Origin of the sequence: Glaciibacter kafniensis, from assembly GCF_039538945.1 — a bacterium.
In the GTDB taxonomy this organism is placed as follows: Bacteria; Actinomycetota; Actinomycetes; order Actinomycetales; family Microbacteriaceae; genus Cryobacterium; species Cryobacterium kafniensis.
On sequence record NZ_BAABCN010000002.1, the window covers coordinates 943,017 to 969,481 of the forward strand.

The following is a 26,465-nucleotide window of genomic DNA, read 5'->3' on the forward strand; positions in this document are numbered from 1 at the left end:
CCCGTCGCTCCTACTCGAGGTAGTCGCGCAGTGACTGCGAACGCGACGGGTGACGCAGCTTGGCCATGGTCTTCGACTCGATCTGACGGATGCGCTCACGCGTCACGCCAAAGGTGTCACCGATCTGGTCCAGAGTCTTCGGCATGCCGTCACCGAGGCCGAAGCGCATGCGGATCACTCCGGCTTCACGCTCGGACAGCGAGTCGAGCAGGCTCTCCAGCTGCTTCTGCAGCATGGTGAACCCGACCGCGTCGGCCGGAACAACGGCTTCGGTGTCTTCGATCAGGTCACCGAACTCGCTGTCCCCGTCTTCACCCAGCGGGGTGTGAAGTGAAATCGGCTCGCGGCCGTACTTCTGCACCTCGACGACCTTCTCGGGCGTCATGTCGAGTTCGCGGCTCAGCTCTTCAGGCGTGGGTTCGCGACCCAAGTCCTGCAGCATCTGACGCTGAACGCGGGCGAGCTTGTTGATGACCTCGACCATGTGCACCGGAATGCGGATGGTGCGGGCCTGGTCGGCCATGGCGCGGGTGATGGCCTGACGGATCCACCAGGTGGCGTAGGTCGAGAACTTGAAGCCCTTGGTGTAGTCGAACTTCTCGACGGCACGGATGAGACCCAGGTTGCCTTCCTGGATCAGGTCGAGGAACTGCATCCCTCGACCGGTGTAGCGCTTGGCCAGTGAGACGACGAGACGCAGGTTGGCCCCGAGGAGGTGGCTCTTGGCGCGGGCGCCGTCTTTCGCGACCCACTGGAGTTCGCGTCCGAGGGGGCTCTTCTTCTCCGCATCGGTCATGACCGACAGCTTGTCCTCAGCGAACAGGCCAGCCTCGATGCGCATGGCGAGCTCGACCTCTTCGGCCGCGTTCAGCAGAGCGACCTTACCGATCTGCTTCAGGTAATCCTTGACCGGGTCAGCCGTCGCACCGGTGATGGCGCTCGAGTAGACCGGAACATCGTCATCGTCGTCGACGATGGACAGCACGAGTGCACCGCTCGGGAGCGGCTCGGTCGATGCCGGACGCTTGGTGCCGTCTTCATCGTCATCGGCAAACGCGTCGTCGGCGGCAACCGGCTCAACAACTTCGTCGTCGTCTGCCTTCTTGGTTGCGCGCTTGCGCGGGGCTGCAGCTGCAGTCTTCTTCACTGCGGCAGTCTTGGTTGCGGCGGCCTTGGCGGGAGCCTTGGTAGCCGCGGCTTTGGTCGCGGGAGCCTTGACAGCGGACTCCTTGCTCTCAGTGGACTCCGTCGCTTCTGACTTTGCGGGGGTTGCCATTCGAACACCTCTCATGCTGGGTTGGTGCACTGGCCAGACACTCAGCCTGCTCGCAAACCTCCGAAATCGGGCGGATTGTGACCAAGCAGTTGAATTTGGGCAGTACAAGGACCCATGTCAAGTCCGGGGCGCTGCAACTAAGCAACGCATGCTTTGACGCTGGCGTCAAAAACTCCGGAACCAGAACGGGTCCTGTCCTCAATTATTGCACGGTTTAGCGGGGGAACAAGCCACTGTGTTCGCCTCAGGCCTTGCGCCGACGCCACCTTCGTGAGAGTGCAACCCAGATCGGGGCCACTTCTATTCCCTCATCACGGGACAGGCCCTTGCGCGTACGGCGTCGTGCCCGCAGCAGGAACACGACTCCGACCCCGATCACGAGGTACTGCACGGCAAACGCGATGCGAAAAGAATCGAGGGCATAGAGGTTGCTCTCCTCGCCGTGTGCGACCCGCCATCCGTTCAGAAGGTCAAGCAGCAGACCGATGAGATACATCGTCACAAAACTGGCGGTGAAGCCACCGACGTTCACGACGCCGTTTGCGGCGCCCAGGCTGCGCTGCGGGTTGAAGGTGCGCGCAAAGTCGAAACCGATCAGTGACCCGGGACCCCCTGCACCCAGCACCACGAGCAGCAGCGCAATGAGCCAGATGGGCGGCGTGCCCGGCCAGAGCAGCACGACAGCCCAGGCGATGCCGATCGCCGTCACAATGCCGAGCACGATGTTGCTGCGGCGCAGCGGATGACGCGCGGACAGCAACCCGAGGATCGGGCCGAAGACCAGACCGGCCCCAACCAGAATGGTGAGCATTGCCGCGGCCAGATGTGGCTCGTAACCGAGACCGAACACCATGAACGGAAAGCCCCAGAGCAGGCTGAACACCGTGCCAGAAGACTGGGTGACGTAGTGCGACCAGAAACCCAATTGGGTGCCGGGGCGCTTGAAACTGTGGCGCAGTTGGGCGATGGCGGCGTTCCAGCTGCTGGCCCGAGCATGGTCGGGCGAATCGGCGGGCCGGTCCCTGACCGCGACGATGACGGCGATCAAGGCGACAACGGCGACGGATGCCGCGGAGAGGAACGCGGGCGTCCAGCCCCACTGCGACAGCACCCAGGCCAGCGGAATTGCCGAGAGTACCTGACCGAGCTGGCCGATGTTTCCCATCCACTGAGACAACTGCGGCACAATACGTCCCGAGAACCAGGAGCTGATCAGACGGATCACCGAGATGAACATCATCGCGTCGCCCGCTCCGACCAGGATGCGTCCGATCACCGCGACGGCGATGCTCGGCGCGAACGCCAGGGCGATCTGTCCGACCACCATGAGCGCGGTACCCGTGATCATCAGCACGCGCGGGCCGTACCTGTCGATCAGAACGCCGACGGGAATCTGCATCGCAGCGTAGACGATCAGCTGTACGACGGCGAGGCTGGACAGCACCGCGGCGGAGCCGCCGAACCGTTCGGACGCCGCAACGCCGGCGATGCCCATTGAGGTGCGTTGCAGAACAGCAGAAAGGTAGGCGAACGATCCAAGGAAGAAGACAAGCCAGGATCGAGAAGAGTTCACTTATCCCAACCTACCGGCCGCAATCGTGGCCCGCGAATTGGCAGCGGCACTCGATGGTCGAACGTTGCGAACGCTGGATACCGTCAGAGGACGTGAGACAGAGACTCGCCGGACCGAGTCTTGCAGTTAATATTCACAGCGGTGAGCCGTCGTCTTTATTGCGTCGAATCGCGAGAAACTTCTCCAGCTCCGCCGCGATTTCATCGGCAGTGGGCAGCTCGCCGTCTTCGTCGGTGAGCGGGGAGCGCAATGTGCTGCCCTCCATATACGAGTCGTAGCGCTGTTCGAGTGTGCCGACCAGTTTCGCAAGCTCGGGGTTGTCGCCCACTTGCTCGTCGATGCGCTCAATAAACTCACGGTTCTTCTCGCGCAGGTGATCTGTCGGAAAGATGAGACCCGTCGCCGCACTCGTGCTTTCCAGTGCCGACAGCGCGGCGAACGGAAACTCGGTGTCGGCCAGGTAGTGGGGAATCAGCAGCACGAAGCCGACCGCTGAAGCGCCCGACTCCAACAAGCGGTACTCGACGAGGTGCAGCACGTTCGCGGGCACCTGGGTGTGCGGGCGCCAGACCGACATGCTCTCGACCAGGTCGGAGCGGCTGCCGCTCACGGTCACCCCGATCGGACGCGTGTGCGGCACCGGCATCGGAATCGCATGAACCCAGGTGGTCGACGAGATGGTGAAGCGTTCGACCAGCTGAAGTATCGCCGCGGTGAACTGCTCCCAGCGAAAGTCAGGTTCGAACCCGGCCAACAGCAGGAACGGCTGCCCGATCTCATCCCTGGCGAGGTAAAGGCTCAGTGTCGGCGGCTGGTAGTCGCTGAGATGGTCTTGATCGAAGTAGATGATCGGGCGACGCGCCCGGTAGTCGAGAAGAACGTCAGCATCGAAAGTGGCGACCACGGTGTGCGGAAGCGCACCGAGCAGATACTCGGTGAACTGCGAAACCGCACCACCCGCATCCGCAAAACCGGTCAATCCGGCGACGAGATGCAAGCCTTCCGGGATGCCGGCAGCAGCATCGGTCAGTTCGTAGAGGTCACCGGGATCACGCATGCGTTAACTCTAGGCCGCACGCTCTTGAAGCAAACTGAAAAGGGGGCTTGGCGTTGGTGCCGAGAGCGAACAGCTGCCGGCCTGGCTGCCGGCCCGACGCGAGGCCGACGGCCGCGGCGCTGAGCCGCCGGCGGTGAATGATCACGAGCGAGCGGTGATTAGCATTGAGGAATGGTCCTTCCGACGTTGTCCTTGTCTACCCAGCCCGCTCTCGATTCTGCCGCCGATGTTCTCGTGCTCGCCTCGCTCAGCACCCCAGATGGGCCAGTGCTGATCGCCGACCCCGCCTTCGACGACATCGCCGCGCATTTCGTCGCTCTCGGCGTCACCGGCCGGCGCGACGAGGTCGTCAGGCTTCCCGCATCGCTCGGTACGGCAGGCGCGATCGCCATTGTGGGCCTGGGCAACGCGCTGACTCCGGATGCGCTCCGACTGGCCGCAGGGTCGGCCGTGCGTCAGCTGACCGGTGCCGCTCACCTCGCCTTCGCGCTCCCCCTGGCCGATGAGCAGCAGCTCGATGCGCTGCTCGAGGGTGCGCTGCTTGGCGCCTATTCCTTCACCGACTACCGCAACACGAGCCTCGCCGCCACGAAGCTGAGTGCTTCGCGCATCGACGTTCATTCCTCACTGGGCAGCCCCGACTCGGTCGATCACGCGCTGGCGATCGCCTCGGCAATGCAGCTGGTCAAGGATCTCGTGAACACTCCGCCCTCCGATCTCTTTCCGCAGACGCTGGCGGAGCGCTCAGAGCAGGCGGTCCGCGACCTGCCGGTCGACGTGACCATCTGGGACGAGGTGGCGCTGGCCGCCGACGGGTTCGGCGGCATCCTCGGCGTTGGTCAGGGTTCGACCCGACCGCCGCGCTTGGTCAAGGTCAGCTACTCCCCCGCCGGCGCCTCCCGCCACCTGGCACTCGTTGGCAAAGGGATCACATTTGACACCGGCGGGTTGTCGCTCAAACCGGCGGCGTCGATGGTCGGCATGAAGTACGACATGACCGGGGCAGCGACAGTGCTTGCGGTGGCCGCTGCCGCAGCGAAGCTCGCCCTCCCCGTGCGCATCACCGCCTGGTTGTGCATCGCCGAGAACATGCCGTCTGGCGCCGCAATTCGCCCGGAGGATGTTTTGCGCATCCGGGGCGGACGCACTGTCGAGGTACTGAACACCGATGCAGAGGGACGACTGGTCTTGGCCGACGGCCTGGTTGCCGCTGCCGAGGAGAAGCCTGACGCCATCGTCGACGTCGCGACGCTGACCGGTGCCGCAACAGTGGCTCTCGGCACGCGATACTTCGCGGCGATGGGCGATGCCCCATTGGTCGACCAGGTGCTCGCGGCCAGCACGGCAACGGGCGAGCTCGCCTGGCCGATGCCGCTGCCCGATGAGTTGCGCGCGTTGTTGAACTCCGATGTCGCGGACATCGCCAACGCGAAGATCGGCAACAAAGCCGCCGGTATGCTCCTCGCGGCCGTTTTTCTGCGTGAGTTCACCGATACGACCATCCCGTGGGCACACCTGGACATTGCCGGGAGTGCGCAGAACGAGGGCGGTGCATGGGGATTCACGAAGCCGGGACCGACGGGTGTAGCTGTGCGTGCACTGATCAGACTGGCCGAGGACTTTTCTCGCCCGTAGTACAGTCGTAGAGGCAAGAGTAGCTTGCCGCAGAACGCCTGCCATGTAGATCATGAATCCGTTGGCGGGGTCGTGGCTGAATTCGTAATGCGCGAGGGAGTAGCTGGGTGTCGGAACAGAATTTTGACATTGTCGTTCTCGGTGGAGGAAGCGGTGGATATGCAGCAGCGCTGCGTGCTGTCCAACTCGGTTTCTCCGTTGGTCTGATTGAGAAAGACAAACTCGGCGGCACCTGCCTGCACCGTGGTTGTATCCCGACGAAGGCGCTGCTTCACTCGGCTGAGGTTGCCGATGTGAGCCGTGAGTCGTCGAAGTACGGTGTGTCGACCACGTTCGGTGGCATCGACATCGCAGGCGTCACCGCGTACCGCGAAGGCATCGTCGCGAGCAAGTTCAAGGGCCTGCAGGGTCTGATCAAGGCTCGCGGCATCACCGTCATCGAGGGTGAAGGTCGTCTGATCTCCCCGACGACCGTGCAGGTCGGCGCTGACACCATCGTCGGCAAGAACGTCATCCTCGCCACGGGTTCCTACTCCCGTTCACTTCCGGGTCTCGAACTCGGTGGACGCGTCATCACCAGTGAGCAGGCCCTCGAGCTGAACTTCGTTCCGAAGAAGGTTGCCGTGCTCGGTGGCGGCGTCATCGGCGTCGAGTTCGCCAGCGTCTGGAAGTCTTTCGGCGCCGACGTCACCATCATTGAGGCTCTGCCCCACCTCGTTCCGAACGAAGAAGAGTCAATCTCCAAGCAGTTGGAGCGCGCCTTCCGCAAGCGCGGCATCGAGTATTCGCTGGGCGTGCGCTTTGCCAGCGTCACCCAGAACGAGTCGGGTGTCGTCGTGACTCTCGAAGACGGCAAGACGATCGAGGCTGAGCTGCTGCTCGTCGCCGTCGGTCGTGGCCCGTCGACCGCCGGTCTCGGTTTTGAAGAAGTTGGCATCACGATGGATCGCGGCTTCGTCATCACCGACGAGCGCCTCGCCACCAACATCCCCGGCGTCTACGCCGTCGGCGACATCGTTCCCGGCCTGCAGCTTGCACACCGCGGATTCCAGCAGGGCATCTTCATTGCCGAGGAACTCGCCGGCCTGAACCCGATCATCGTTGAAGACGTGAACATCCCGAAGGTCACCTACTGTGACCCCGAGGTGGCGTCAGTCGGATACACCGAGGCGAAGGCTGCTGAGAAATTCGGCGCCGACCAGGTCACGAGCTATGAGTACAGCCTCGGCGGCAACGGTAAGAGTGCCATCATCGGCACCACTGGTTCGGTCAAGGTAGTTCGTGTCAACGACGGCCCCGTCGTCGGTGTGCACATGATCGGCGCCCGCGTCGGCGAACTGATCGGTGAGGCCCAGCTGGCTGTGAACTGGGAAGCATACCCAGAAGACATCGCGCCGCTGATTCACGCCCACCCGACCCAGAACGAAGCACTCGGCGAAGCGTTCCTCGCTCTCGCCGGCAAGCCGCTTCACGCAATGTAACCGGTTTCCGGTTCACCTCTTTCACTAAGCTAACCCCAGACAAATGGTTTCAAAGGAGACAAGCGCATGAGCGAATCCGTCAGCCTCCCGGCACTCGGAGAGAGTGTCACAGAGGGCACGGTAACCCGCTGGCTCAAGAATGTAGGCGACCGCGTGGAGGTCGACGAGCCGCTGCTCGAAGTATCGACCGACAAGGTTGACACGGAGATCCCTTCTCCTGTCGCCGGCGTGATCGAGGCAATCCTGGTTCAGGAAGACGAGACCGTCGAGGTCGGAACGATTCTCGTCACCATCGGTGACGGTTCAGCGGCTGCCGCAGCACCGGCCCCCGTGGCCGAGGCTCCGGCCGCACCGGCACCGGTCGCAGCTCCCGAGCCTGTCGCGGCACCGGCACCGGTTGCGGCGCCCGTTGTGGCTCCGGCACCCGTTGCTGCTCCCGCTCCGGTTGCAGCACCTGTTGCCGCACCCGCACCGGTTGCTGCTCCTGTTGCGGCCCCCGCACCGGTTGCTGCTCCTGTTGCGGCCCCCGCACCGGTTGCCGCTCCTGTTGCTGCACCCGCTCCGGCGCCCGCCGCAGCTCCGGCCGCACGTGGTTCGCACGCAGGTACTTCCGGCTACGTCACCCCGATTGTGCGCAAGCTCGCCAACGAGGCCGGCGTCGACCTGTCGACCGTCACCGGAACCGGTGTCGGCGGACGCATCCGCAAGCAGGACATTGCTTCGGCTTCGGTATCATCTGCTCCGGCCGCTGCGCCGGTTGTCGCCGTGTCGCCGCTGCGCGGCACGACTGTCGCGATGTCACGCTTGCGCAAGGTTGTTGCAGAGCGCGCCGTCATCTCGATGAACACGTCGGCTCAGCTGACCACCGTCGTTGAGGTTGATGTCACCCGCGTCGCGATTCTTCGCGACAAGATCAAGGGCGAGTTCCTCGCGAAGACCGGCAACAAGCTGTCGTTCCTGCCGTTCTTCGCTTTGGCCGCCGCCGAGGCACTGCAGGCCAACCCGATCATCAACGCGACGATCGAGGGTGACTCCATCGTCTACCCGGCGCAGGAGAACATCAGCATCGCCGTGGAGACCGAGCGCGGATTGCTCACGCCCGTCGTGCGCGATGCTGCCGGCCTCGACATCGCCGGGTTCGCCGCGCAGATCGCCGATCTTGCTGAGCGCACCCGCGAGAACAAGCTCAAGCCCGACGAGCTGTCTGGTGGAACGTTCACGCTGACCAACACTGGTTCACGTGGCGCCCTCTTCGACACCCCCGTTGTCTTCCTGCCGCAGAGCGCCATCCTCGGCACCGGAATCGTCTACAAGAAGCCGGTCGTTGTCACCAACGACGGCCTCGACTCGATCGCCATCCGTTCGACCGTCTACCTGGCGCTGTCGTACGACCACCGCATCATCGATGGTGCCGACGCTGCAGGCTTCCTCACCACCATGAAGAAGCGTCTGGAAGCCGGCGCTTTCGAGGCGAACCTCGGCCTCTAGGCCGATTCGGTTGCGCGGTGCTTGCCGAATGGTGAGCCCACTGCGCAATCAGTAGTCGAAAATCTCACGCACACGCCAACCGGCCTCGCCCCTGATCACCAGGAGCGAGGCCGGTTTGCTGTATCCCGGCGCAGCAGCGGGATCCTCGCCCTCGGCCGGCGCCCTCTCGATTTCAATCAGAGCGGAGTCGCCGTTGCGTTCGACGAGCGTCGCGTCGGTACCGAAGCGCTGCCCGGGCGGTTCGCTGGCACTCTGCTGCGCCATCCGCACGGCGTATCGATCGGCTGCCATCGCGGCTGAACCCGCCTGATCGACGTTATCCAGACAGAGCACCGATGACTCCGCCAGGCAAGCCGAGCGCAGCGTGAGCAGAGCAACGGATGCGGCCACCGGGTCGTCGGACGAAATCGCGGCCCGCTCTGCAGCGGTGCCACGCGCGGCCGGTGACAGGCTTGACTGAGCGTTCGTCGCACGGGAGGGCTCGGCCGACGCGTCGTCGGTACCATCCGCCGTCGACAGCGCGGTCAACGCGAGTGCGATGAGCCCGGTCGCCAGGGCAACCGCGACGAGCACCGGTCGGGAGGTCAGGCGCTTTCGCAGCCGGTTCCGCTCGCTCACCGCGCGACGCGCAGCGTGCCACAGGCGACCTGGCCCCACTTTCTGGGGCCGGGCCGCACCATCCGCTGCCGTGGCAGGTTCCGCGGCGACCGGATCGACCCGGCGAAGCGGCACATCGACGGCACGGGCGTCTCGCGCACCCACCGGGCGCCGCATGCGCAGCGGCTCTGCCGGCGCCCATTCGAACAGCGCATGCTCGAGCCCGGCGAGACATTCGGGAATGGAGAGATGATCGGCGGCCTCCTCCCCCCAGCCGGCGATTCCCTCCCCGTGGCGCGACATGGGATCGGTCGGCTCGAGTGCCGCGAAAACTTCTCGCATCACCCTGATCAACCGCCCGTAGTCGTTGCGCACATGATTCTGACGCAGACGAGCGTCGGTCGCAGATGGTGGTAGCAATTGAAGGGCTCCCCACCGATCGATGACCGGGCGTCCCTCCGCGGTGAGCGCAATCGACGTCACAGCCAAATCGGGCAGGGCGAATCCGGCATCGTGCAGGGCCGTAAGCGACAGCACGAGAGGCGCGAGGATCGTCACGGCCTCCCCCGGGGACACCGGTGAATAATCGCGCAGGTAGCGCAGGAGCGACCCTCCCGCCAGATGCTCAAGCACCAGCACAACCCGACCATCAGCCACCGTCGCGACGTCGAGAAGCGCTCCGACGGTTCCGGGAGCCAGCTGGGTGCGCACCGCCAGCTCCCGTTCACTCTGGGAGCTGGCGGCATCAGCCCGGAACAGTTTCAGTGTCACGTTCTGCCGCTGGTCTGCGCCAGCGCTGGCGTCAGTGCTGTCGTCAGCGCTCCGGCCCAGGTACAGATCGGCGTCGGCGTCGACTCCGAGCTTGCGTCCGACCTGAAAGCCTGCAATTTCCGAGAACAGCGCGGGATGCCCGGCCGGAGGCGCCTCGCCCGTCCGGGCCCCCGAGCCCGACCGCTCGGCCTGAAGAGGAGTGGGCGGCAGTTTCTGTTTGCGTGATCTCACGCCCGCCAGCCTGGCCGACGCGAACCGCGCCATCCGCTTGCCCAGACAATCTGTGCAGAAGTTCTGCCTCCTTCCCCTGGTGAAGGAGCGTCGGTGCGCCCGCCGTCCGCTGCAAGCGTTGCCCAGGGTGCCGGAATCGGTCACGCGACATTCGGCGGACTCGGTAGTCTTAGACCCATGGCACGCAGCAAGGATAAGACTCCCCGCAAACCCAAAGAACCAGGCCGCTTGAAGCAAATGTGGCAGGTCTTCCAGATGACGAGACGCTACGACTCGAAGATCACCCTCTTCTTGATTCTGGCCTTCCTCGTTCCGGTTGCGCTCGGTCTTGCCTTGGCCTTCATCTTCTCGCCCGGCAACGTTCTGTCGCTGGTGCTCTGGATCGTCGCCGGCGTGCTCGGTGGCGTGCTGGCAATGCTCATCATCCTGGGCCGCCGCGCAGAGAAGGCCGCGTACTCCCAGATCGAAGGACAGCCGGGCGCCGTCGGCGCCGTGCTGCGCAGCTCTCTCAAGCGCGGCTGGGTCGGCAGTGAAATGCCGGTTGCCGTCAACGGCAAGACTCAGGATGCCGTTTACCGCGCCGTCGGCCGTGGTGGCGTCGTGCTGATCAGCGAAGGCCCCCGCTCACGCACCGCGCGCATGATCGACGACGAGCGTCGCAAGGTTGCCAAGGTTCTCGGCAATGTCGCGGTCACCACGATTTCAGTCGGCCCCGACGAAGACGCCGTGCCGCTGCACAAGCTCGCGCGTCGCCTCACGCGCATCAAGCCGACCCTCACCAAGGCCGAGGTCTTAGCCGTGAACAACCGTCTGAGCTCCCTCGGAAATGCACTGCCGATTCCGAAGGGCGTCGACCCGTTCAAGGCTCGTCCGCAGCGCGGCCGTTAGGCCGCCTTACCCTCCAGCCTCAGTCATCGCCGGTACGGTTTCTCGATTCGCTAGGCGCGGATCAGAACCGTGCCGGCGATTTTGTCGTGAAAACCACGCTGGTCTGAATCCCAGACGAGTGCCGGAACGACAATGCCGAGCAACACTGAACGCACGACGGGACGCCAGAGGCCGACCCAGCCTCCGGCCAGTGCGACGACGCGCAGGCCGAGCAGTCGGTGGCCGATGCTTCCGCCGATCGTGGGGATGAAGACGATCTGCATGCCGACGAAGATGAGCGTCGTGGCGAAACCGTTGTAGTTGAAGAACAGGCTCGACGCCGCGACGGCCAGGGCCCAGTCGATGGCCAGAGCGGCCAGGCGACGACCGACCCGCGCCACGGAGCGGGGTCCGCGTTCGGGGAGACCGAGCCGCTCCCCCGGCCATTCACTCGGGGCCAGCTGCCCAAAAGAGACGGATTTCGATGAGGAGTCAGACACACCTTGAGTCTATCGAGCGCACCTGAGCGCGGTGCCGCCGCGGACATCCGCTCGCCTCCGCGATGACCCGCACTCACCCGCCACGTAACATGCGCGAAACATTCGCGTCACTCTCAAGAAACGACCCTCAGCTACGCTCGTTCTTGGCCGCAGTGCGCGACTGTCCCAGAGAACCACGCCGTTTGGAGTTAACCGCATGTTCCGCGATTCCTCAGAAGTGCTCAAATTCATCAAAGAAACCGATGTCAAGTTCCTCGACATCCGTTTCACCGACATGCCGGGTGTGCAGCAGCACTTCAACATCCCTGCGTCGACAGTCGATGAGGAGTTCTTCACCGTCGGCCAGTTGTTCGATGGTTCCTCGATCCGCGGTTTCGCGTCGATCCACGAGTCGGACCTGCAGCTGATCCCCGATGTCACCACCGCGTACATCGACGCATTCCGCGCCGAGCGCACGCTCATCATGATCTTCGACATCTACAACCCGCGCAACGGCGAGATCTACTCGAAAGACCCGCGTCAGGTTGCCAAGAAGGCTGAGAAGTACCTCGCCTCCACCGGCATCGCCGACACCGCATTCTTCGCTCCCGAAGCCGAGTTCTACATCTTCGACGACGTGCGCTACGAAGTGAACCAGCACTCGAGCTTCTACTCGGTCGACTCCAGCGAAGGCGCCTGGAACTCCGGTCGCGTCGAAGAGGGCGGCAACCTCGCCAACAAGACTCCCTTCAAGGGCGGCTACTTTCCGGTCAGCCCGGTCGACCAGCACGCCGACCTGCGCGACGACATCTGCCTCAAGCTGATCGACGCCGGACTCATCCTGGAGCGCAGCCACCACGAGGTGGGCACCGGCGGACAGGGCGAGATCAACTACCGCTTCGACACGATGGTGCACGCGGCCGACGACATCCTCAAGTTCAAGTACATCGTCAAGAACACGGCGCACGAATGGGGCAAGACCGCCACGTTCATGCCGAAGCCGCTGTTCGGCGATAACGGCTCCGGCATGCACACGCACCAGTCGCTCTGGTCCGACGGCAAGCCGCTCTTCTACGATGAGGCAGGCTACGGCGGACTCTCCGACCTCGCCCGTTGGTACATCGGTGGTCTGCTCAAGCACGCCCCGGCTGTGCTCGCGTTCACCAACCCGAGCACCAACTCGTTCCGTCGCCTGGTTCCCGGCTTCGAGGCTCCGGTCAACCTGGTCTACTCGGCCGGCAACCGCTCAGCCTGCATCCGTATCCCGATCACCGGCACCAACCCCAAGGCCAAGCGCATCGAGTTCCGCGTGCCAGACGGCGCCAGCAACCCGTACCTCGCCTTCGCCGCTCAGCTGATGGCCGGCCTCGACGGAATCAAGAACCGCATCGAACCGCACGAGCCGGTCGACAAGGACCTCTACGAGCTGCCGCCCGAAGAAGCCAAGAACATCCCGCAGCTGCCGGCCTCGCTCGACGCCGCGCTCGACGCGCTGGAAGCCGACCACGACTTCCTGCTCGCCGGCAACGTCTTCACGCCCGAACTGATCGAGACCTGGATCGCGTTCAAGCGTGAGCACGAGATCAAGCCGCTCGCCGCGCGTCCGCACCCGTTCGAGTACGAACTGTACTACGGCGTCTAAACCGTTCCTCGCTAATCCACTGGGCTGAACGTACTTCAGTCCGCTACGAGTCCGCATGAGCTGCGCAAACCGTCACTGACGGCAGCCCATGCGGACTCATCTGTTTTCGGCCACAGGTGCCCGTTCGATTGCTATTTGGGTCTACCTTTGGGAGAATCAGCCACCATCAGGAACTTTTTCACGCAGCGTTTGAAACGAGAGCCAGGACGTGGCGTTTCTCAAAGGGGTTGTCGTGAGCGTCGTGCAAAAATCGGCTGGAATCATTGTGGCGTTGGGCATCTCAGGGGCCGTCATGCTGAGCGGGTTGCCGCCGGCCGCTTCAGAACCGACGCGTCCACGGCCGAGTTCACAAACCCCCTCGGCCACCGCGATGAACCTGCCGGACACGGCAGAATCAATCGCACGCGTCGGCGCAACTCAATTTCCGGGTTCCTTTGGAGGCGTTGAGTACAACGAGGAAGGCAACGGACTGATCGTTCATCTCGTCGGCTCTTCACCAGCTCTTGAATCGTCGCTCCTGCAGGCTGCCTCAGCCGACCCTGCGATGGTTACGTTCTCGGCGGTGACCCGCACCTATGCCTCACTGACTGAACTGAACGACCGTGTAGCCAGCAGGTTCGGGGCGATGCCTGCGGAGGGGATCGACATCAGGTCGAGCGGCATTGGTCCGGGCCCCACAGAGATCATTGGGGTTCGGGGGCTGACAACTGCGATCTCAGACCGACTTCACAGAGAATTCGGTTACGACGTCGTCGTGGTCGAGGCTGGTCCAGAGGGCACAGATGCCATCTTTACCGTATACACGACTCCGCGCCCTAGCCTCTGGAATCTCGGCCTCTTTTAGATTCTCAGACAGGTTGGCTGGCCATCACCGGACCAAATGACGCTCGCGGCGGGCGCCTCGCGGCGGGCGCAAAGAGCCGCGTGGCTAGGCTGGCCCGTAGAACTCCCGTTCGAAGACCGCACGCGAGCGACGGGTGACGGCCAGGTAGTCCTCGTCGAGCTGGTTGGCCGAACCGGGCGGATACTCCATCACCCGAGCGATCCCCTCCAGCTGCGCCCGGTCAATGGGGAGCACGTCAGAGGTTTTGTTGGTCCAGAGGGTGATGGCCGACCGTGCGCGCGACGCGAACACCCACGCGGCACGCAGCGTCGCTGCATCCGACTCGGTGACCAGCCCAGCCAGGCTCGCTTCGTGCAGGGTATGAAGTGTCGAAGTCGACCGAAGTGCCGGGATGGCCGCGGCGTGCTGCAACTGCAGCAACTGCACGAACCACTCGACGTCGCTGAGCGAGCCGCGGCCGAGCTTGAGATGGCGCATCGGGTCGGCACCCTGTGGCAGGCGTTCATTTTCAACCCGGGCCTTGATGCGCTTGACCTCACGCACGTCTTTGTCGGCGATCGCAGTGGGATAACGCACGGTGTCGGCGATCTCTTCAAAGTCGTGCAGAAGGGCGGCATCGCCAGCCACGCCTCGCGCGCGGAGGAGTGCCTGCGCTTCCCAGGTCAGCGACCAGCGTCGGTAGTAGGCGGCGTACGAGTCAAGCGAGCGCACGACGACACCGTTCTTGCCCTCCGGGCGCAGCCCGATGTCGAGGTCGAGCGGCAGTCGACTGTCTTCGGTGAGCCGACTCAGCTCACGCACGATGAATTTGGCGCGGTCATGGGCAGCCTCGCCCTCGAGGGAGCCCGCCCGAAAGACGTACATCACGTCAGCGTCGGAACCGAATCCGAGTTCTGCCCCTCCGAAACGCCCCATCGCGATCACTGCGAACTCGATGCCGTCGCCCTCACCCTCGTCGGCGGTCAGGCCACTCCCGCGAATTGCGGCAGTGACAGCCTGAATGTGGGTGGCGGTCACCTCCGTGAGGCCCCGCGCCAGCTCATCGAGAGTCAGCTCGCCGAGGAATGCGGAGAAAGCGAGACGGAGCACCTCACGGCGACGCGCGGTGCGCAGGATGCCGGCGGCGGCATCCGCGCTCGTGTGACGGGCCAGCACCGCCCGAGCTTCTTCTTGCAGAACGGAGAGCGGGCGTGGACGCAGATCGTCGGGGTCTTCGAGCCACGCGACGGCTTCGGGAATGGTTTCGAGCAGTTCACCGATGAAACGTGATCCGGAAAGCACCCGGGTGAGGCGCTCGGCAGCGCCGGAGGAATCACGCAGCATGCGCAGAAACCAGTACGTCGAGCCGAGATCATCGCTCAGTCGACGGAAGGAGAGGAGCCCGTAGTCGGGGTCGGCGCCCTCGGAGAACCATTGCAACATGACCGGTAGCAGATGCCGTTGGATCGTCGCCCGCCGAGACACCCCACCGGTGAGGGCCGCAATGTGTCCCAAGGCACCGGCAGTGTTACGAAAACCGATGGCCGCGAGCCGCGCCTCGGCCTGCCCACTCGTGAGATTCAGCCCCTCAGCCGGCAGCGCAGCCACTGCCGAAAGCAACGGTCGGTAGAAGAGGCGCTCGTGCAGGCCGCGCACGCGTTGTTTAGTCTCGGACCAAAGCGTGCGGAGACCCGCGGCGCTGGTCGCCAAGCCGGTAGCCCGAGCCAGCAGCCGCAAATGCTCTTCGTCACGCGGCAGCAAATGGGTACGACGCAGGCGGGCGAGCTGCAGCCGGTGCTCCATCAGCCGCAGCACCCGGTAGTCGTGGGCAAAGTCTGTCGCCTCAGCACGACCGATATAACCGGCATCAGCCAGTGCCGCCAGAGCCGGCAAGGTACCGGGCTGGCGAACCGCCGGGTCGACCTGCCCGTGCACGAGCTGCAGCAACTGAACGGTGAACTCGATGTCCCGCAGTCCACCCGGACCCAGTTTGAGCTGGATGTCGACTTCGTCGTCGGGGATGTTGGCCGTCACGCGTTCACGCATCCGCTGCACCGACTCGACAAAGTTCTCACGGCTGGCGCTCGACCAGACTTTCGGGGCCAGAGCGTCGACGTAGGAGTGTCCGAGGCCGAGGTCGCCGGCGAGGGGGCGCGCCTTCAACAGTGCTTGGAACTCCCAGCTCTTCGCCCACCTGTCGTAGTACGCGAGATGCGACTCCAAGGAGCGCACGAGAGCGCCAGCCTTGCCTTCGGGGCGGAGGTTCGGATCGACCTCCCAGAGCTCGGGCTCCACGGCCGCCTCGTTGATGCCGCGCATCATCAGGATGGCGAGACGGGTGGCGATCTCGACGGCGCGTGCGTTCGACAGATCGCCGGTCTCGTCGCCGGATGCCACGAAAATCACATCGACGTCGCTGACGTAGTTGAGCTCAGATGCGCCGGCCTTGCCCATTCCGATCACCGCGAATCGGGTGGCGGCGACCTCCTCTGTGGCGAACACTCCGGGGGCCGCGACATCAGCAGAACACATGGTGCGAGCCACGGCGAGTGAGGCTTCCAGTGCTGCGGCTGCCAGGTTCGCCAATGTTTCGGCGACCTGGTCCACACCGGCTACCGGATCGGCCTGTTCCAGGTCGAAGGCTGCGAGTTCGGCTAGTCGGCGCCGATAGCGCACCCGCAGGGCCACCCAGGCCGGCTCCTCCACCATCGTCGAGAAGCCGTTGACTGCCCCAACGGAGTCCAGCAGATCGGCCAGGAGCTCTGCGGCATCCGGCACATCGGTACGCGGGGCGGCGAGCACCGAGAGTTCAGACGGATGCCGCAAGAAGAACTCTGCGACACCGCTGGAAGCACCGAGCACCACGAGCAGACGCTGGGCCGCCTGCGGATCGACTAAGAGCGCCTGCACCTGCTCTGGCGACTGACGGAGCAGGTCAAGCAGCGAGCCGAGCGCGGCATCCGGGCTCGCCGCATTGGCCAGCATCGGCAAGAGCTCGGCCGAGTCGGGAGCACCGAGCGCCTCGGCTTCAGCGAGTCGAGCGCGCACGGCGCTGAGCTCGTTGAAGCCGACGCGAGCCAGCGCGGTGAGGTTCAGTTGGTCACGTGCCATGGTGTTGCGTTACACCCCTGGCGGTTAGAGCATTTCGAGGTTTTTGCGAAGCTCGAACGGCGTCACCTGGGCGCGGTAGTCCTTCCATTCCTGACGCTTGTTGAGCAGCACGTAGTTGAACACCTGCTCCCCCAGCGTCTCGGCAACGAGCTCGGAGTTCTCCATGGCTTCGATGGCCTGGTCGAGACTCGCGGGCAGCGGGTGGTAGCCCAGCGCACGACGCTCGGTGTCGCTCAGGCTCCAGACGTTGTCTTCGGCCTCAGGCGGCAGTTCGTAACCCTCTTCGATGCCCTTGAGGCCGGCGGCCAGCATGAGCGAGTAGGCGAGGTACGGGTTTGCCGCTGAATCCATTGCCCGGTACTCGATGCGTGAACTCTGGCCCTTGTTGGGCTTGTAGAGCGGCACGCGCACGAGCGCTGAGCGGTTGTTGTGCCCCCAGCAGACGAAGCTCGGGGCCTCGTCGCCGCCCCAGAGCCGCTTGTAGGAGTTCACGAACTGGTTGGTGACCGCGGTGATCTCCGGTGCGTGACGCAGCAGCCCGGCAATGAACTGACGGCCGGTCTTCGACAGCTGGTACTGCGCGCCGGCCTCATAGAACGCGTTGGTGTCACCTTCGAACAGCGACACGTGCGTGTGCATGCCCGAACCGGGGTGATCAGACATGGGTTTCGGCATGAACGTGGCGTAGACACCCTGCTCGATCGCCACCTCTTTGATGACGGTACGGAAGGTCATGATGTTGTCGGCAGTGGTGAGCGCGTCGGCGTAGCGGAGGTCGATCTCATTCTGGCCGGGGCCGGCCTCGTGGTGGCTGAACTCCACCGAAATGCCGAGGTCTTCGAGCATGCGCACTGAACGGCGACGGAAGTCGTGAGCGGTGCCGCCTGGAACGTTGTCGAAGTAGCCGGCCGAGTCGACGGGAACCGGCCCGTCTTTGCCGACCTTCGACGACTTCAACAGGTAGAACTCAATCTCAGGATGCGTGTAGAACGTGAAACCGCGTTCGGCGGCCTTCGCGAGGGTGCGTTTCAAAACGTTGCGGGGGTCGGCGACAGCCGGCTGACCGTCTGGCGTGGTGATGTCGCAGAACATGCGGGCGGTCGGGTCGACTTCACCGCGCCAGGGCAAAATCTGGAACGTGGTGGGGTCCGGATGCAGGAGTACGTCGGCCTCGAACGAGCGGGTCAGACCTTCGATTGCCGAGCCGTCGATCCCGAGGCCTTCGATGAAGGCTCCCTCGACCTCTGCGGGCGCGATGGCAACCGATTTGAGGGTGCCGACGACATCCGTGAACCAGAGTCGAATGAACTTGATGCTCCGTTCCTCGATAGTTCGAAGTACGAAGTCGCGTTGCTTATCCATCCACGCCCTTTCTTGTCGTGTCTAGGCTACTTGCTGCGGCCCTGTTCTTACGCGAAAACACCCCCTGACTACACTTGATCTCATGCCAGAGATGACGACGTCAGACGCCTCAAGCACGCCCGCCGAGCAGAATCCGTATGGAGCGGCTCCGGCCGGACCCAAACGGGTGCGCACTCGGCACTTTCAGACGGCGAAGCAGCAAGGCATCCCGATCACGGGTTTGACCAGCTACGACATGCTGACCGCCCAGATCTTCGATCAGGCTGGCATCGACTTTCTGCTCGTCGGCGACTCAGCAGGCAACAACGTCTTCGGCTACGAGAGCACCCTGCCGGTCACCGTTGATGAGCTCATTCCGTTGACCCGTGCGGTGGCGATGGCTGCGAAACGTGCGCTGGTCGTCGCCGATATGCCGTTCGGCTCGTATGAAGGCGGCAAAGAGGAGGCCCTGCACACAGCGGTGCGGTTTATGAAGGAGTCTCACTCGCACGCGGTCAAGCTCGAGGGCGGGGTGCGCAGCCGCAAGCAGATCAAACGCATCGTCTCAGCCGGAATCCCGGTGATGGGACACATCGGGTTCACGCCGCAGAGCGAGCACGGCTTGGGCGGCCACATGATCCAGGGACGCGGTTCTTCCGGCGCCGAGAAGCTGATCGAGGACGCCTTGGCCGTGCAAGACGCCGGCGCGTTCGCGGTGGTGCTGGAAATGGTTCCGGGGTCGGTCGCCGCCGAGGTGACCAAGCGGCTGGAGATCCCGACGATCGGCGTCGGCGCCGGGCCGGATGTCGACGGACAGTTGATGGTCTGGTCCGATTTTGCCGGAATGACCGAAGGCCGGGTTCCGCGGTTCGTCAAGCAGTACGCGAATCTGCACAGTGTTCTCACGGATGCGGTGAATCACTTCAGAGACGACGTCGCGACCGGTGCCTACCCGGCACCGGAACACAACTACGAGTAGCGGCGGTTCTCGCTAGCGGTCGTCTTCCCGGTCTTCCTCAGCCCACTTCGCGCTGTTCGCACGGAGCTTCTCGAGTGCGTGCGATGCCTCTTCGCGCGTCGCGAAGGGACCGACGCGGTCGGCTGACGGCGACACGAAACCTTGCTCGACGTCACCCGTGCGCATGTTGTACCAAAACTGGTGCTCAGTATCTTCGGCCATAAGCTTGATCCTATGCCTAAGGATTCAGCCGGTCACCTCGTTCCTGGAACGGTCTCAGCGACCCGCCCTGTACCCAGTTCTATTCCGCGTCCGGAATACGTCGGAAAGAAGGGACCTTCTCCCTTCACCGGCTCTGACGGGTACTCGCCGGAAAAGATTGCGCTCATTCGCGAGTCTGGTCGGATTGCCGCACAGGCGATCCAGGCAGTGGGCCGCGCCATCCGCCCCGGTGTGACGACCGAAGAGCTTGATGCCATTGGGCATGAGTTCGTGATCTCTCACGGCGCCTACCCGTCGACCCTCGGTTACCGCGGTTACCCCAAGTCGCTCTGCAGCTCGGTGAACGAGGTCATCTGCCATGGCATCCCCGATGACACGGTTCTCGAGAACGGTGACATCGTCAACATCGACATCACGGCGTTCAAGAACGGCGTGCACGGGGACAGCAACGTGACGTTCATCGTCGGCGAGGCGAGCACAGCGGTGACCGATCTCGTCGAACGCACCCGTGAGTCACTCGCCCGCGGCATCAAGGCCGTCGCTCCCGGCCGCGAAGTCAACGTGATCGGCCGCGCCATTGAGTCCTACGCCAAGCGCTTCGGCTACGGCGTCGTGCGCGACTTCACCGGCCACGGCGTCGGCGAAGCATTCCACTCCGGCCTGATCATCCCCCACTACGACTCGGCCCCCGCCTACAACACCGTGATCGAGCCCGGCATGGTCTTCACCATCGAACCGATGCTCACGCTCGGCACCCACGAGTGGGACATGTGGGCCGACGACTGGACCGTCACGACGAAAGACAAGAGCATCACCGCGCAGTTCGAACACACGCTCGTGGTGACCGAGCGTGGCGCTGAAATTCTGACGCTGCCGTAGCCCGGCGCACCTGAACTCACGAGTGCGACCTCGCCCAACGAGACCTCGCCCAACGAGACTTGCCGAGTTTGACCGTTTCGGTCGAGAATCCCTGGTAGAACAGGGGTTCTCGACCGGAAGTGTCAAGCTCGGCGGAAACAGCGGAACGGGCGGGGCGACTAGTCGAAGATCGGTCCGCGCGTGCGCGTGCGCTTGATCTCGAAGAAACCGTCGTACGCCGCCGCCGCGACGACGCCGTCCCAGAGGGCGAGAGCCTGCTCGCCCTTCGGCGCCGGCGAAATCACCGGGCCGAAGAAGGCGACGCCGTTGACCGAGATCACGGGGGTGCCGACATCCTGGCCGACCCGGTTGATGCCCTCGAAGTGGCTCGCCCGCATCTGCGGGTCGTGCGCATCACTGTCGGCGTGCGCGGCGAACTCGGCCGGCAGGCCGACCTCAGCCAAGGCGGCGGGAATGACCTCGGCGGGATCCGTGCTCTCGCCCGGGTGAATCCGGGTGCCGAGCGCGTCATAGAGGGGCTTGACGATCTCCTGACCGTGCAGTTCCTTGGCCGCGGCGACGAGCCGGGTGTACTTGAGCGCCCGGGGGAAGAACGCCTTGTACTCGTCGCTGACGTCTTTGTCTTCGTTCAGCACGGCCAAGCTCATCACGTTCCACGTGACGTCGAGGTCGCGCTGCTTCGCCACCTCGTCCACCCAGCGGGATGTCATCCAGGCCCAGGGGCACGACGGGTCAAACCAGAACTCTACGGAATCAGTCATTCGACTACCCTAAGCGTGCCCACCTGCATGCAACACCGACTCCCAGCGTGGCCGTCGTAGAATTATCTGATGACCTCGGAGCCTCTGTCCCCCGCGACCGCCTCGCACATCGATCCTCACGATCTTGAGGTCGCCCTCCGGGTTCTGGCCTCCCTCGCCGACGTCGATCCAGACGACCCCGACTTCACGACCGTGCGCCAGGCGACGGCCAAGATGTTCAAATCGGTCAAGGTCGTGCGCCGCGCCGAGAAGCGCCAGGCGATCGCAGAAGCCGACCGTGACGTCATCGCTGCGACGGCGACCGGCGCTCCGACCCGCATCGACGACGAGACACGTGGCGCGCAGCTGACGCGGGGCACGGATGCGCCCACCGCCGGCGAGCTGCTCGTCGCACGCCCCTGCTACATCTGTAAGCAGCGCTACACCCTGGTCGATGCGTTCTACCACCAGCTCTGCCCGAGCTGCGCGGCCATGAGCCACGCCAAACGTGACGCCCGCACCGACCTCACCGGAAAGCGCGCCCTGCTCACCGGCGGCCGCGCCAAGATCGGCATGTACATCGCACTGCGTCTGCTGCGCGACGGCGCCCACACCACCATCACCACCCGGTTTCCGCGCGACGCCGTGCGCCGTTTTGCCGCGATGCCCGACTCCGGCGAGTGGCTGCACCGTCTGCGCATCGTCGGCATCGACCTGCGTGACCCGGCCCAGGTGATCGGCTTAGCGGATTCCGTGGCCGAGCAGGGACCACTCGACATTCTGATCAACAACGCCGCGCAGACCGTGCGCCGCTCCCCCGGCTCCTACTCGCCGCTGGTCGAGGCCGAATCGTCGCCGTTGCCCGAAGGCGACATGCCCGAGATCGTGAGCTTCGGGCACACGAACGACGCGCATCCGCTCGCCCTCGCCGCCTCGGTCGCCAGCCACCCCATTTTGGCCGCTGCATCACTCGCCGGTGCGGGTCCGCTCACTGCCGAAGATCTGACCAACCTGGCGTTGGCTCCCGGCTCATCGTCGCTGGCCCGTCTCGCCGACGGCACGGCGATTGATGCGGGCGGCTTGGTTCCCGATCTGCACAAGGAGAACAGCTGGACCGCGAACGTCGAAGACGTCGACCCGCTGGAGATGCTCGAAGTTCAACTCTGCAACACGACGGCGCCGTTCATCCTGGTCAGCCGGCTGCGCGCATCCATGGCCTCGTCGCCGGCCCGACGCACCTACATCGTCAACGTGTCGGCGATGGAGGGTGTCTTCGGTCGCGGTTACAAGGGACCAGGCCACCCGCACACGAACATGGCCAAGGCCGCGATGAACATGCTCACGCGCACCAGCGCCAAGGAGATGCTCAGCGACGGCATTCTGATGACCAGCGTCGACACCGGCTGGATCACCGACGAACGACCGCACCCGACGAAGGTGCGACTGGCCGAGGAAGGCTTTCACGCTCCGCTCGACCTGGTGGATGGCGCAGCGCGCGTCTACGACCCGATCGTACGTGGTGAGGCCGGCGAGGACCTCACCGGAGTCTTCATGAAGGACTACAAGCCCGGCACCTGGTAGGCCCGTCGCTGGGTCGGTCGGGCTGTGGGTGCGGGATTGACGCCGCTTTGACTACAGCGATGCGGTGCCCGCTGCGCGGCGAGCACTCCCTGCGCAGCATGCACCGCCTCGAATGTCAGCCCTTCTTGATGTGCGCGACGGGGTCGGCCTCCTCGGCGGGATGAGCCTTCTCCCTCTTGTTCGCGCGTTTCTGTTTGATCGTCAGGCCGTGCTTTTTATCGTTGTGATGGTGTGGCGACTTGTCAGGCATTTTCTGCTCCTCCGTTGGGGGCCCGGAGGCCCTATTGGCTGTGCAAATTGCTACTGCGCACGGTACGCCTTTTTCCTCGAAACGCACCGGGTACACCTCCATTGCGGCAGCCCTGACGTCCTCCAATGAGGAGCCCGGCCGCATCACCTTGTGCCTCCTTCCGACTCCGACGGGCAGTGACATCGCTGCGTGGCTTGGCGAGCGACAGGCGCCGCAGTGACCGAGCGTATGTACGTGACCTTCACACTCAAGAAATGGATGTGAATCGGCGGCTCACTCAGACCGTGTAGCGACAGCCCCTGCCTCCCGACGCCCGAGGCGCGTATCGTGAAGGGAAGACATCGATGGCCTCGTCAAGGAGGACCCTCATGAACACGACACACCTTCCATCCATCGAACTGTGGTGGCCACGGCTCGACATCCCGGCCAAGCGCTGGCTTCTTGCCCACGAGGAGGAGCCGCTGCCGCCGCATATCCTCGCTGAAATCTCCGCGCTCTGTGGTGTCGATGCCTCCGGGTCGGAGGAGACGATGCTCACCGTCGCCGACCGCAACTACATCGCCACCCAGATGGAGTCGGTGGACTGAGTTCGGTTGCTGCGTTCGGCGACTGCATTTGACGACTGCGTTTGACGTCTGCGTTTGACGTCTGCGTTTGACGTCTGCGTTTGACGTCTGCGTTTGACGTCTGCGTTTGACGTCTGCGTCGCCCGCTGAATTGCGCCCTGCGCGTCCGTTCTGACGGGGTGGCGGCGGTCAGACATGGCTAGGCTTGATCTCTGTGCACCGGCGCCACGAGCGCCAGTGATTCCTTGAACTGAATTGGAGAAATCGTTGCCCGGAGAAAACCTGACCAGGGTCGAAGCCCAGGAGCGTGCCGCGCTCGTCACCGTTCACAGTTACGACGTCTCGTTGGACCTGACCACCGGTCCCGAGACCTTCGCGAGCACCACCACCGTCACCTTCGCCTCGACGCCGGGCGCCTCGACCTTCATCGACGCGATCACCCGCACCGTGCACTCCGTCACCCTCAACGGAGTCGAGCTTGACCCGTCTGTCGTGAGTGACGGCATCCGTATTCAGCTCGATGATCTCGAAGACGAGAATGAGTTGACCGTCGTCGCCGACGCGGTGTACACGAACACCGGCGAGGGCCTGCACCGTTTCGTCGACCCCGTCGACAATGAGGTCTACCTCTACAGTCAGTTCGAGGTTCCAGACTCCCGCCGCATGTTCGCGGTCTTCGAGCAGCCAGACCTCAAGGCATCCTTCGCATTCACCGTGACCGCGCCGGCCGCCTGGGAGGTCGTCTCCAACTCGACTACGCCCGAGCCGACGGATGCCGGTAACGGTGCCAAAACCTGGGCCTTCGCCCCGACCCACATCATGTCGAGCTACATCACCGCGCTGGTGGCCGGCCCCTACGCCGTCGTGCGCAGCGAGCTCACCTCACGCGACGGTCGCACGATCCCGCTCGGCGTCTTCAGCCGCAAGAGCCTGTCGGAGTTTCTCGACGCCGACTACATCTTCGAGAAGACCCGCCAGGGCTTCGGCTACTTCGAGGAGAAGTTCGACTTCGCCTACCCGTTCGACAAGTACGACCAGCTCTTCGTTCCCGAGTTCAACGCCGGCGCCATGGAGAACGCCGGCGCTGTCACATTCACCGAGAGCTACGTCTTTCGCTCGAAGGTTACAGACGCCATCAAGGAACGCCGCGTCGTCACGATCCTGCACGAGCTGGCCCACATGTGGTTCGGTGACCTGGTCACCATGAAGTGGTGGAACGACCTCTGGCTGAACGAGTCGTTCGCCGAGTGGGCGTCGACCATCGCCACCGCCGAGGCCACCGAGTGGACCGAAGCCTGGACCACCTTCGCCGCCATGGAGAAGAGCTGGGCCTACAAGCAGGACCAGCTGCCGTCGACGCACCCCGTCGTCGCCACGATCAACGACCTCGAAGACGTGCTCGTCAACTTCGACGGCATCACCTACGCCAAGGGTGGTTCGGTGCTCAAGCAGCTCGTCGCCTGGGTCGGCATCGACGCGTTTTTCACCGGCGTCGCCGCGTACTTCAAGAAGCACGCCTGGGGCAACACCGAGCTCAGCGACCTGATGGTCGAGCTGGAGGCCGCCAGCGGACGCGACCTCTCGGAGTGGACGAAGCTGTGGCTCGAGACGGCCGGCGTGAACACGCTGCGTCCCGAGATCGAGGTTGACGCATCCGGAATCATCACCGGATTCGCCGTGCTGCAGAGCGCCGCTGCCGACTACCCGACGATTCGCCCGCACCGCCTGGCGATCGGTCTGTATAACTTCAACACCGCGAATTCTCTGCAGGGCGGCGCGCTCGTGCGCACCAACCGCATCGAACTCGACGTCGACGGCGTACGCACGGATGTCCCCGAGCTCGTTGGTCAGGCACGTCCCGACCTCGTTTTGCTCAACGACGACGACCTCGCCTACGCCAAGATCCGGCTCGACGCTGCATCGCTCAGCGTGGCCATCGAGAACCTGGCCGCGATCGAAAGCCCGCTGGCCCGGTCTCTCGTCTGGGGTTCGGCGTGGGATGCGACCCGCGACGCCGAGACGTCGCCGCGCGACTTCGTGCGCCTGGTACTGAACAACATCGCCACCGAAACCGAGTCGACCACGCTGCGCACGGTGCTCGGCCAGGTCGTGCTGACGGCGACCAACTACGTGTCGGAGGCGCACCGTGCCGAGACCGTGACCGAGGTTGGCGACGCGCTCTGGGCTCTGGCCCAGAACGCCGAAGCCGGCAGCGACGCGCAGTTCCAGTTCGTGAAGTTCTTCGCAGCCATTGCCTCGACCGACGCGCAGCTTGACGCCATCGCGGCCCTGCTCGACGGTTCGGCGCCGTTGGCCCAGCTGGAGATCGACACCGACCTGGCTTGGGAGCTGCTCACCGCCCTCGTCGCAGGTGCACGTGCCGGAACCGCCGAGATCGATGCGGCGTTGGCGAAGGACAACACCGCGAACGGCGCACAGTCGGCCGCTCAGGCTCGGGCTTCGATTCCGACCGCAGAAGGCAAGCTCGCCGCATGGGCATCGCTGATCGACGTCGACACGGCGCCGAACACGATCGTTCGGGTGACCGCAGCCGGGTTTCTGCGCGCAAACGACACCGCGCTGCTCGAGCCGTTCGTCGCGAAGTACTTCGACGCACTGCAGACCGTCTGGGCATCGCGTGCTTACGCGATCGCCGAAAAGCTGATCATCGGCCTGTACCCGTCGCCGCTGGCGAACCAGGAGCTGGTCGACGCGACTCACGTGTGGCTGAACGCGAACGCTGAGCCGCCGGCCCTGCGTCGCCTCGTGATCGAGAACGTCGCCGGTGTTGAGCGTGCACTCGCTGCGCAGGCGCGTGACGCGCAGTAGCTAGCCCGCTCGACTGCTCGATGTCGACAGGCTCGATCACCGGTTCTCCGGTGGCCGGGCCTGTCGGT

The 26,465-nt window shown here is 64.3% G+C and carries 21 protein-coding genes; 11 read left to right on the forward strand and 10 right to left on the reverse strand.

Annotated features, from left to right (window positions below):
- Positions 1-10: 10 nt before the first annotated feature.
- From ABD791_RS04915 to ABD791_RS04925, 3 genes are all read right to left on the reverse strand, one after another.
- Positions 11-1,276, reverse strand: coding sequence for an RNA polymerase sigma factor (locus ABD791_RS04915; RefSeq protein WP_345062837.1), 1,266 nt, complete (start codon positions 1,274-1,276; stop codon positions 11-13).
- A 244-nt stretch (positions 1,277-1,520) separates the two neighbouring features.
- On the reverse strand, positions 1,521-2,849 hold the full coding sequence (locus tag ABD791_RS04920; protein ID WP_345062839.1) for an MFS transporter: 1,329 nt from the start codon (positions 2,847-2,849) through the stop codon (positions 1,521-1,523).
- A 133-nt stretch (positions 2,850-2,982) separates the two neighbouring features.
- A complete protein-coding gene (locus tag ABD791_RS04925) occupies positions 2,983-3,906 on the reverse strand; it encodes a proteasome assembly chaperone family protein (protein ID WP_345062841.1) in 924 nt (307 codons plus the stop codon).
- 171 nt (positions 3,907-4,077) lie between these two features.
- On the opposite strand from ABD791_RS04925, the gene ABD791_RS04930 reads away from it, so the two are divergent.
- From ABD791_RS04930 to ABD791_RS04940, 3 genes are all read left to right on the forward strand, one after another.
- On the forward strand, positions 4,078-5,541 hold the full coding sequence (locus ABD791_RS04930; RefSeq protein ID WP_345062843.1) for a leucyl aminopeptidase: 1,464 nt from the start codon (positions 4,078-4,080) through the stop codon (positions 5,539-5,541).
- Between the two features lie 107 nt (positions 5,542-5,648).
- Positions 5,649-7,022, forward strand: coding sequence for a dihydrolipoyl dehydrogenase (gene lpdA, locus ABD791_RS04935; protein WP_345062845.1), 1,374 nt, complete (start codon positions 5,649-5,651; stop codon positions 7,020-7,022).
- 66 nt (positions 7,023-7,088) lie between these two features.
- Positions 7,089-8,510, forward strand: coding sequence for a 2-oxo acid dehydrogenase subunit E2 (locus ABD791_RS04940; RefSeq protein WP_345062847.1), 1,422 nt, complete (start codon positions 7,089-7,091; stop codon positions 8,508-8,510).
- Between the two features lie 48 nt (positions 8,511-8,558).
- Here ABD791_RS04940 and ABD791_RS04945 read toward each other — a convergent pair whose 3' ends face one another.
- Positions 8,559-10,109 carry a hypothetical protein gene (locus ABD791_RS04945; protein ID WP_345062849.1) on the reverse strand — a complete coding sequence of 517 codons (1,551 nt, stop codon included), beginning with the start codon at positions 10,107-10,109 and terminating at the stop codon, positions 8,559-8,561.
- Between the two features lie 177 nt (positions 10,110-10,286).
- On the opposite strand from ABD791_RS04945, the gene ABD791_RS04950 reads away from it, so the two are divergent.
- Positions 10,287-10,997, forward strand: a complete 711-nt coding sequence (locus ABD791_RS04950) for a DUF4191 domain-containing protein (RefSeq protein ID WP_345062851.1) — start codon at positions 10,287-10,289, stop codon at positions 10,995-10,997.
- Between the two features lie 50 nt (positions 10,998-11,047).
- Here ABD791_RS04950 and ABD791_RS04955 read toward each other — a convergent pair whose 3' ends face one another.
- A complete protein-coding gene (locus ABD791_RS04955) occupies positions 11,048-11,476 on the reverse strand; it encodes an RDD family protein (RefSeq protein WP_345062853.1) in 429 nt (142 codons plus the stop codon).
- A 196-nt stretch (positions 11,477-11,672) separates the two neighbouring features.
- Between ABD791_RS04955 and glnA the strand changes: the two genes are divergently transcribed.
- Both glnA and ABD791_RS04965 read left to right on the forward strand, forming a co-directional pair.
- A complete protein-coding gene (gene glnA, locus ABD791_RS04960) occupies positions 11,673-13,097 on the forward strand; it encodes a type I glutamate--ammonia ligase (RefSeq protein WP_345062855.1) in 1,425 nt (474 codons plus the stop codon).
- A gap of 232 nt (positions 13,098-13,329) precedes the next feature.
- On the forward strand, positions 13,330-13,941 hold the full coding sequence (locus ABD791_RS04965) for a hypothetical protein (RefSeq protein WP_345062857.1): 612 nt from the start codon (positions 13,330-13,332) through the stop codon (positions 13,939-13,941).
- An 84-nt stretch (positions 13,942-14,025) separates the two neighbouring features.
- Here ABD791_RS04965 and ABD791_RS04970 read toward each other — a convergent pair whose 3' ends face one another.
- Both ABD791_RS04970 and ABD791_RS04975 read right to left on the reverse strand, forming a co-directional pair.
- Entirely contained in the window at positions 14,026-17,031 is a 3,006-nt protein-coding gene (locus ABD791_RS04970) for a bifunctional [glutamine synthetase] adenylyltransferase/[glutamine synthetase]-adenylyl-L-tyrosine phosphorylase (RefSeq protein WP_345062859.1), read from the reverse strand.
- Between the two features lie 24 nt (positions 17,032-17,055).
- Positions 17,056-18,393 carry a glutamine synthetase family protein gene (locus tag ABD791_RS04975; RefSeq protein WP_345062861.1) on the reverse strand — a complete coding sequence of 446 codons (1,338 nt, stop codon included), beginning with the start codon at positions 18,391-18,393 and terminating at the stop codon, positions 17,056-17,058.
- A 91-nt stretch (positions 18,394-18,484) separates the two neighbouring features.
- Between ABD791_RS04975 and panB the strand changes: the two genes are divergently transcribed.
- Entirely contained in the window at positions 18,485-19,351 is an 867-nt protein-coding gene (panB, locus tag ABD791_RS04980) for a 3-methyl-2-oxobutanoate hydroxymethyltransferase (protein ID WP_345064499.1), read from the forward strand.
- A 12-nt stretch (positions 19,352-19,363) separates the two neighbouring features.
- On the opposite strand, the gene ABD791_RS04985 is transcribed toward panB, so the two are convergent.
- Entirely contained in the window at positions 19,364-19,552 is a 189-nt protein-coding gene (locus ABD791_RS04985) for an SPOR domain-containing protein (protein WP_345062863.1), read from the reverse strand.
- A gap of 12 nt (positions 19,553-19,564) precedes the next feature.
- Here ABD791_RS04985 and map point away from each other — a divergent pair, with 12 nt between their 5' ends.
- Positions 19,565-20,431: a type I methionyl aminopeptidase gene (map, locus tag ABD791_RS04990; RefSeq protein WP_345062865.1), complete on the forward strand. Its 867-nt coding sequence runs from the start codon at positions 19,565-19,567 to the stop codon at positions 20,429-20,431.
- A gap of 158 nt (positions 20,432-20,589) precedes the next feature.
- On the opposite strand, the gene ABD791_RS04995 is transcribed toward map, so the two are convergent.
- A complete protein-coding gene (locus ABD791_RS04995; RefSeq protein WP_345062867.1) occupies positions 20,590-21,192 on the reverse strand; it encodes a mycothiol-dependent nitroreductase Rv2466c family protein in 603 nt (200 codons plus the stop codon).
- A 69-nt stretch (positions 21,193-21,261) separates the two neighbouring features.
- Between ABD791_RS04995 and ABD791_RS05000 the strand changes: the two genes are divergently transcribed.
- A complete protein-coding gene (locus tag ABD791_RS05000) occupies positions 21,262-22,752 on the forward strand; it encodes an SDR family NAD(P)-dependent oxidoreductase (RefSeq protein WP_345062869.1) in 1,491 nt (496 codons plus the stop codon).
- Positions 22,753-22,867: 115 nt separating this feature from the next.
- Here the strand turns inward: ABD791_RS05000 and ABD791_RS05005 are convergent, their stop codons facing one another.
- On the reverse strand, positions 22,868-23,002 hold the full coding sequence (locus ABD791_RS05005; RefSeq protein ID WP_345062871.1) for a hypothetical protein: 135 nt from the start codon (positions 23,000-23,002) through the stop codon (positions 22,868-22,870).
- 368 nt (positions 23,003-23,370) lie between these two features.
- On the opposite strand from ABD791_RS05005, the gene ABD791_RS05010 reads away from it, so the two are divergent.
- Positions 23,371-23,589: a hypothetical protein gene (locus ABD791_RS05010; protein WP_345062873.1), complete on the forward strand. Its 219-nt coding sequence runs from the start codon at positions 23,371-23,373 to the stop codon at positions 23,587-23,589.
- 246 nt (positions 23,590-23,835) lie between these two features.
- Complete coding sequence (pepN, locus tag ABD791_RS05015) at positions 23,836-26,397, forward strand: aminopeptidase N (RefSeq protein ID WP_345062875.1); 2,562 nt, start codon at positions 23,836-23,838, stop codon at positions 26,395-26,397.
- The last annotated feature ends 68 nt before the right edge of the window (positions 26,398-26,465 follow it).

Bases quoted from the DNA above. Each gene is read 5' to 3' on its own strand.
- ABD791_RS05005 (WP_345062871.1), bottom strand. From the start codon at position 23,002: ATGCCTGACAAGTCGCCACACCATCACAACGATAAAAAGCACGGCCTG.
- ABD791_RS04975 (WP_345062861.1), bottom strand. From the start codon at position 18,393: ATGGATAAGCAACGCGACTTCGTACTTCGAACTATCGAGGAACGGAGC.
- ABD791_RS05000 (WP_345062869.1), top strand. From the start codon at position 21,262: ATGACCTCGGAGCCTCTGTCCCCCGCGACCGCCTCGCACATCGATCCT.
- ABD791_RS04995 (WP_345062867.1), bottom strand. From the start codon at position 21,192: ATGACTGATTCCGTAGAGTTCTGGTTTGACCCGTCGTGCCCCTGGGCC.
- ABD791_RS04915 (WP_345062837.1), bottom strand. From the start codon at position 1,276: ATGGCAACCCCCGCAAAGTCAGAAGCGACGGAGTCCACTGAGAGCAAG.
- map (WP_345062865.1), top strand. From the start codon at position 19,565: ATGCCTAAGGATTCAGCCGGTCACCTCGTTCCTGGAACGGTCTCAGCG.
- ABD791_RS04950 (WP_345062851.1), top strand. From the start codon at position 10,287: ATGGCACGCAGCAAGGATAAGACTCCCCGCAAACCCAAAGAACCAGGC.
- ABD791_RS04925 (WP_345062841.1), bottom strand. From the start codon at position 3,906: ATGCGTGATCCCGGTGACCTCTACGAACTGACCGATGCTGCTGCCGGC.
- ABD791_RS04970 (WP_345062859.1), bottom strand. From the start codon at position 17,031: ATGGCACGTGACCAACTGAACCTCACCGCGCTGGCTCGCGTCGGCTTC.
- ABD791_RS04930 (WP_345062843.1), top strand. From the start codon at position 4,078: ATGGTCCTTCCGACGTTGTCCTTGTCTACCCAGCCCGCTCTCGATTCT.
- ABD791_RS05010 (WP_345062873.1), top strand. From the start codon at position 23,371: ATGAACACGACACACCTTCCATCCATCGAACTGTGGTGGCCACGGCTC.
- ABD791_RS04985 (WP_345062863.1), bottom strand. From the start codon at position 19,552: ATGGCCGAAGATACTGAGCACCAGTTTTGGTACAACATGCGCACGGGT.
- glnA (WP_345062855.1), top strand. From the start codon at position 11,673: ATGTTCCGCGATTCCTCAGAAGTGCTCAAATTCATCAAAGAAACCGAT.
- panB (WP_345064499.1), top strand. From the start codon at position 18,485: ATGACGACGTCAGACGCCTCAAGCACGCCCGCCGAGCAGAATCCGTAT.
- ABD791_RS04940 (WP_345062847.1), top strand. From the start codon at position 7,089: ATGAGCGAATCCGTCAGCCTCCCGGCACTCGGAGAGAGTGTCACAGAG.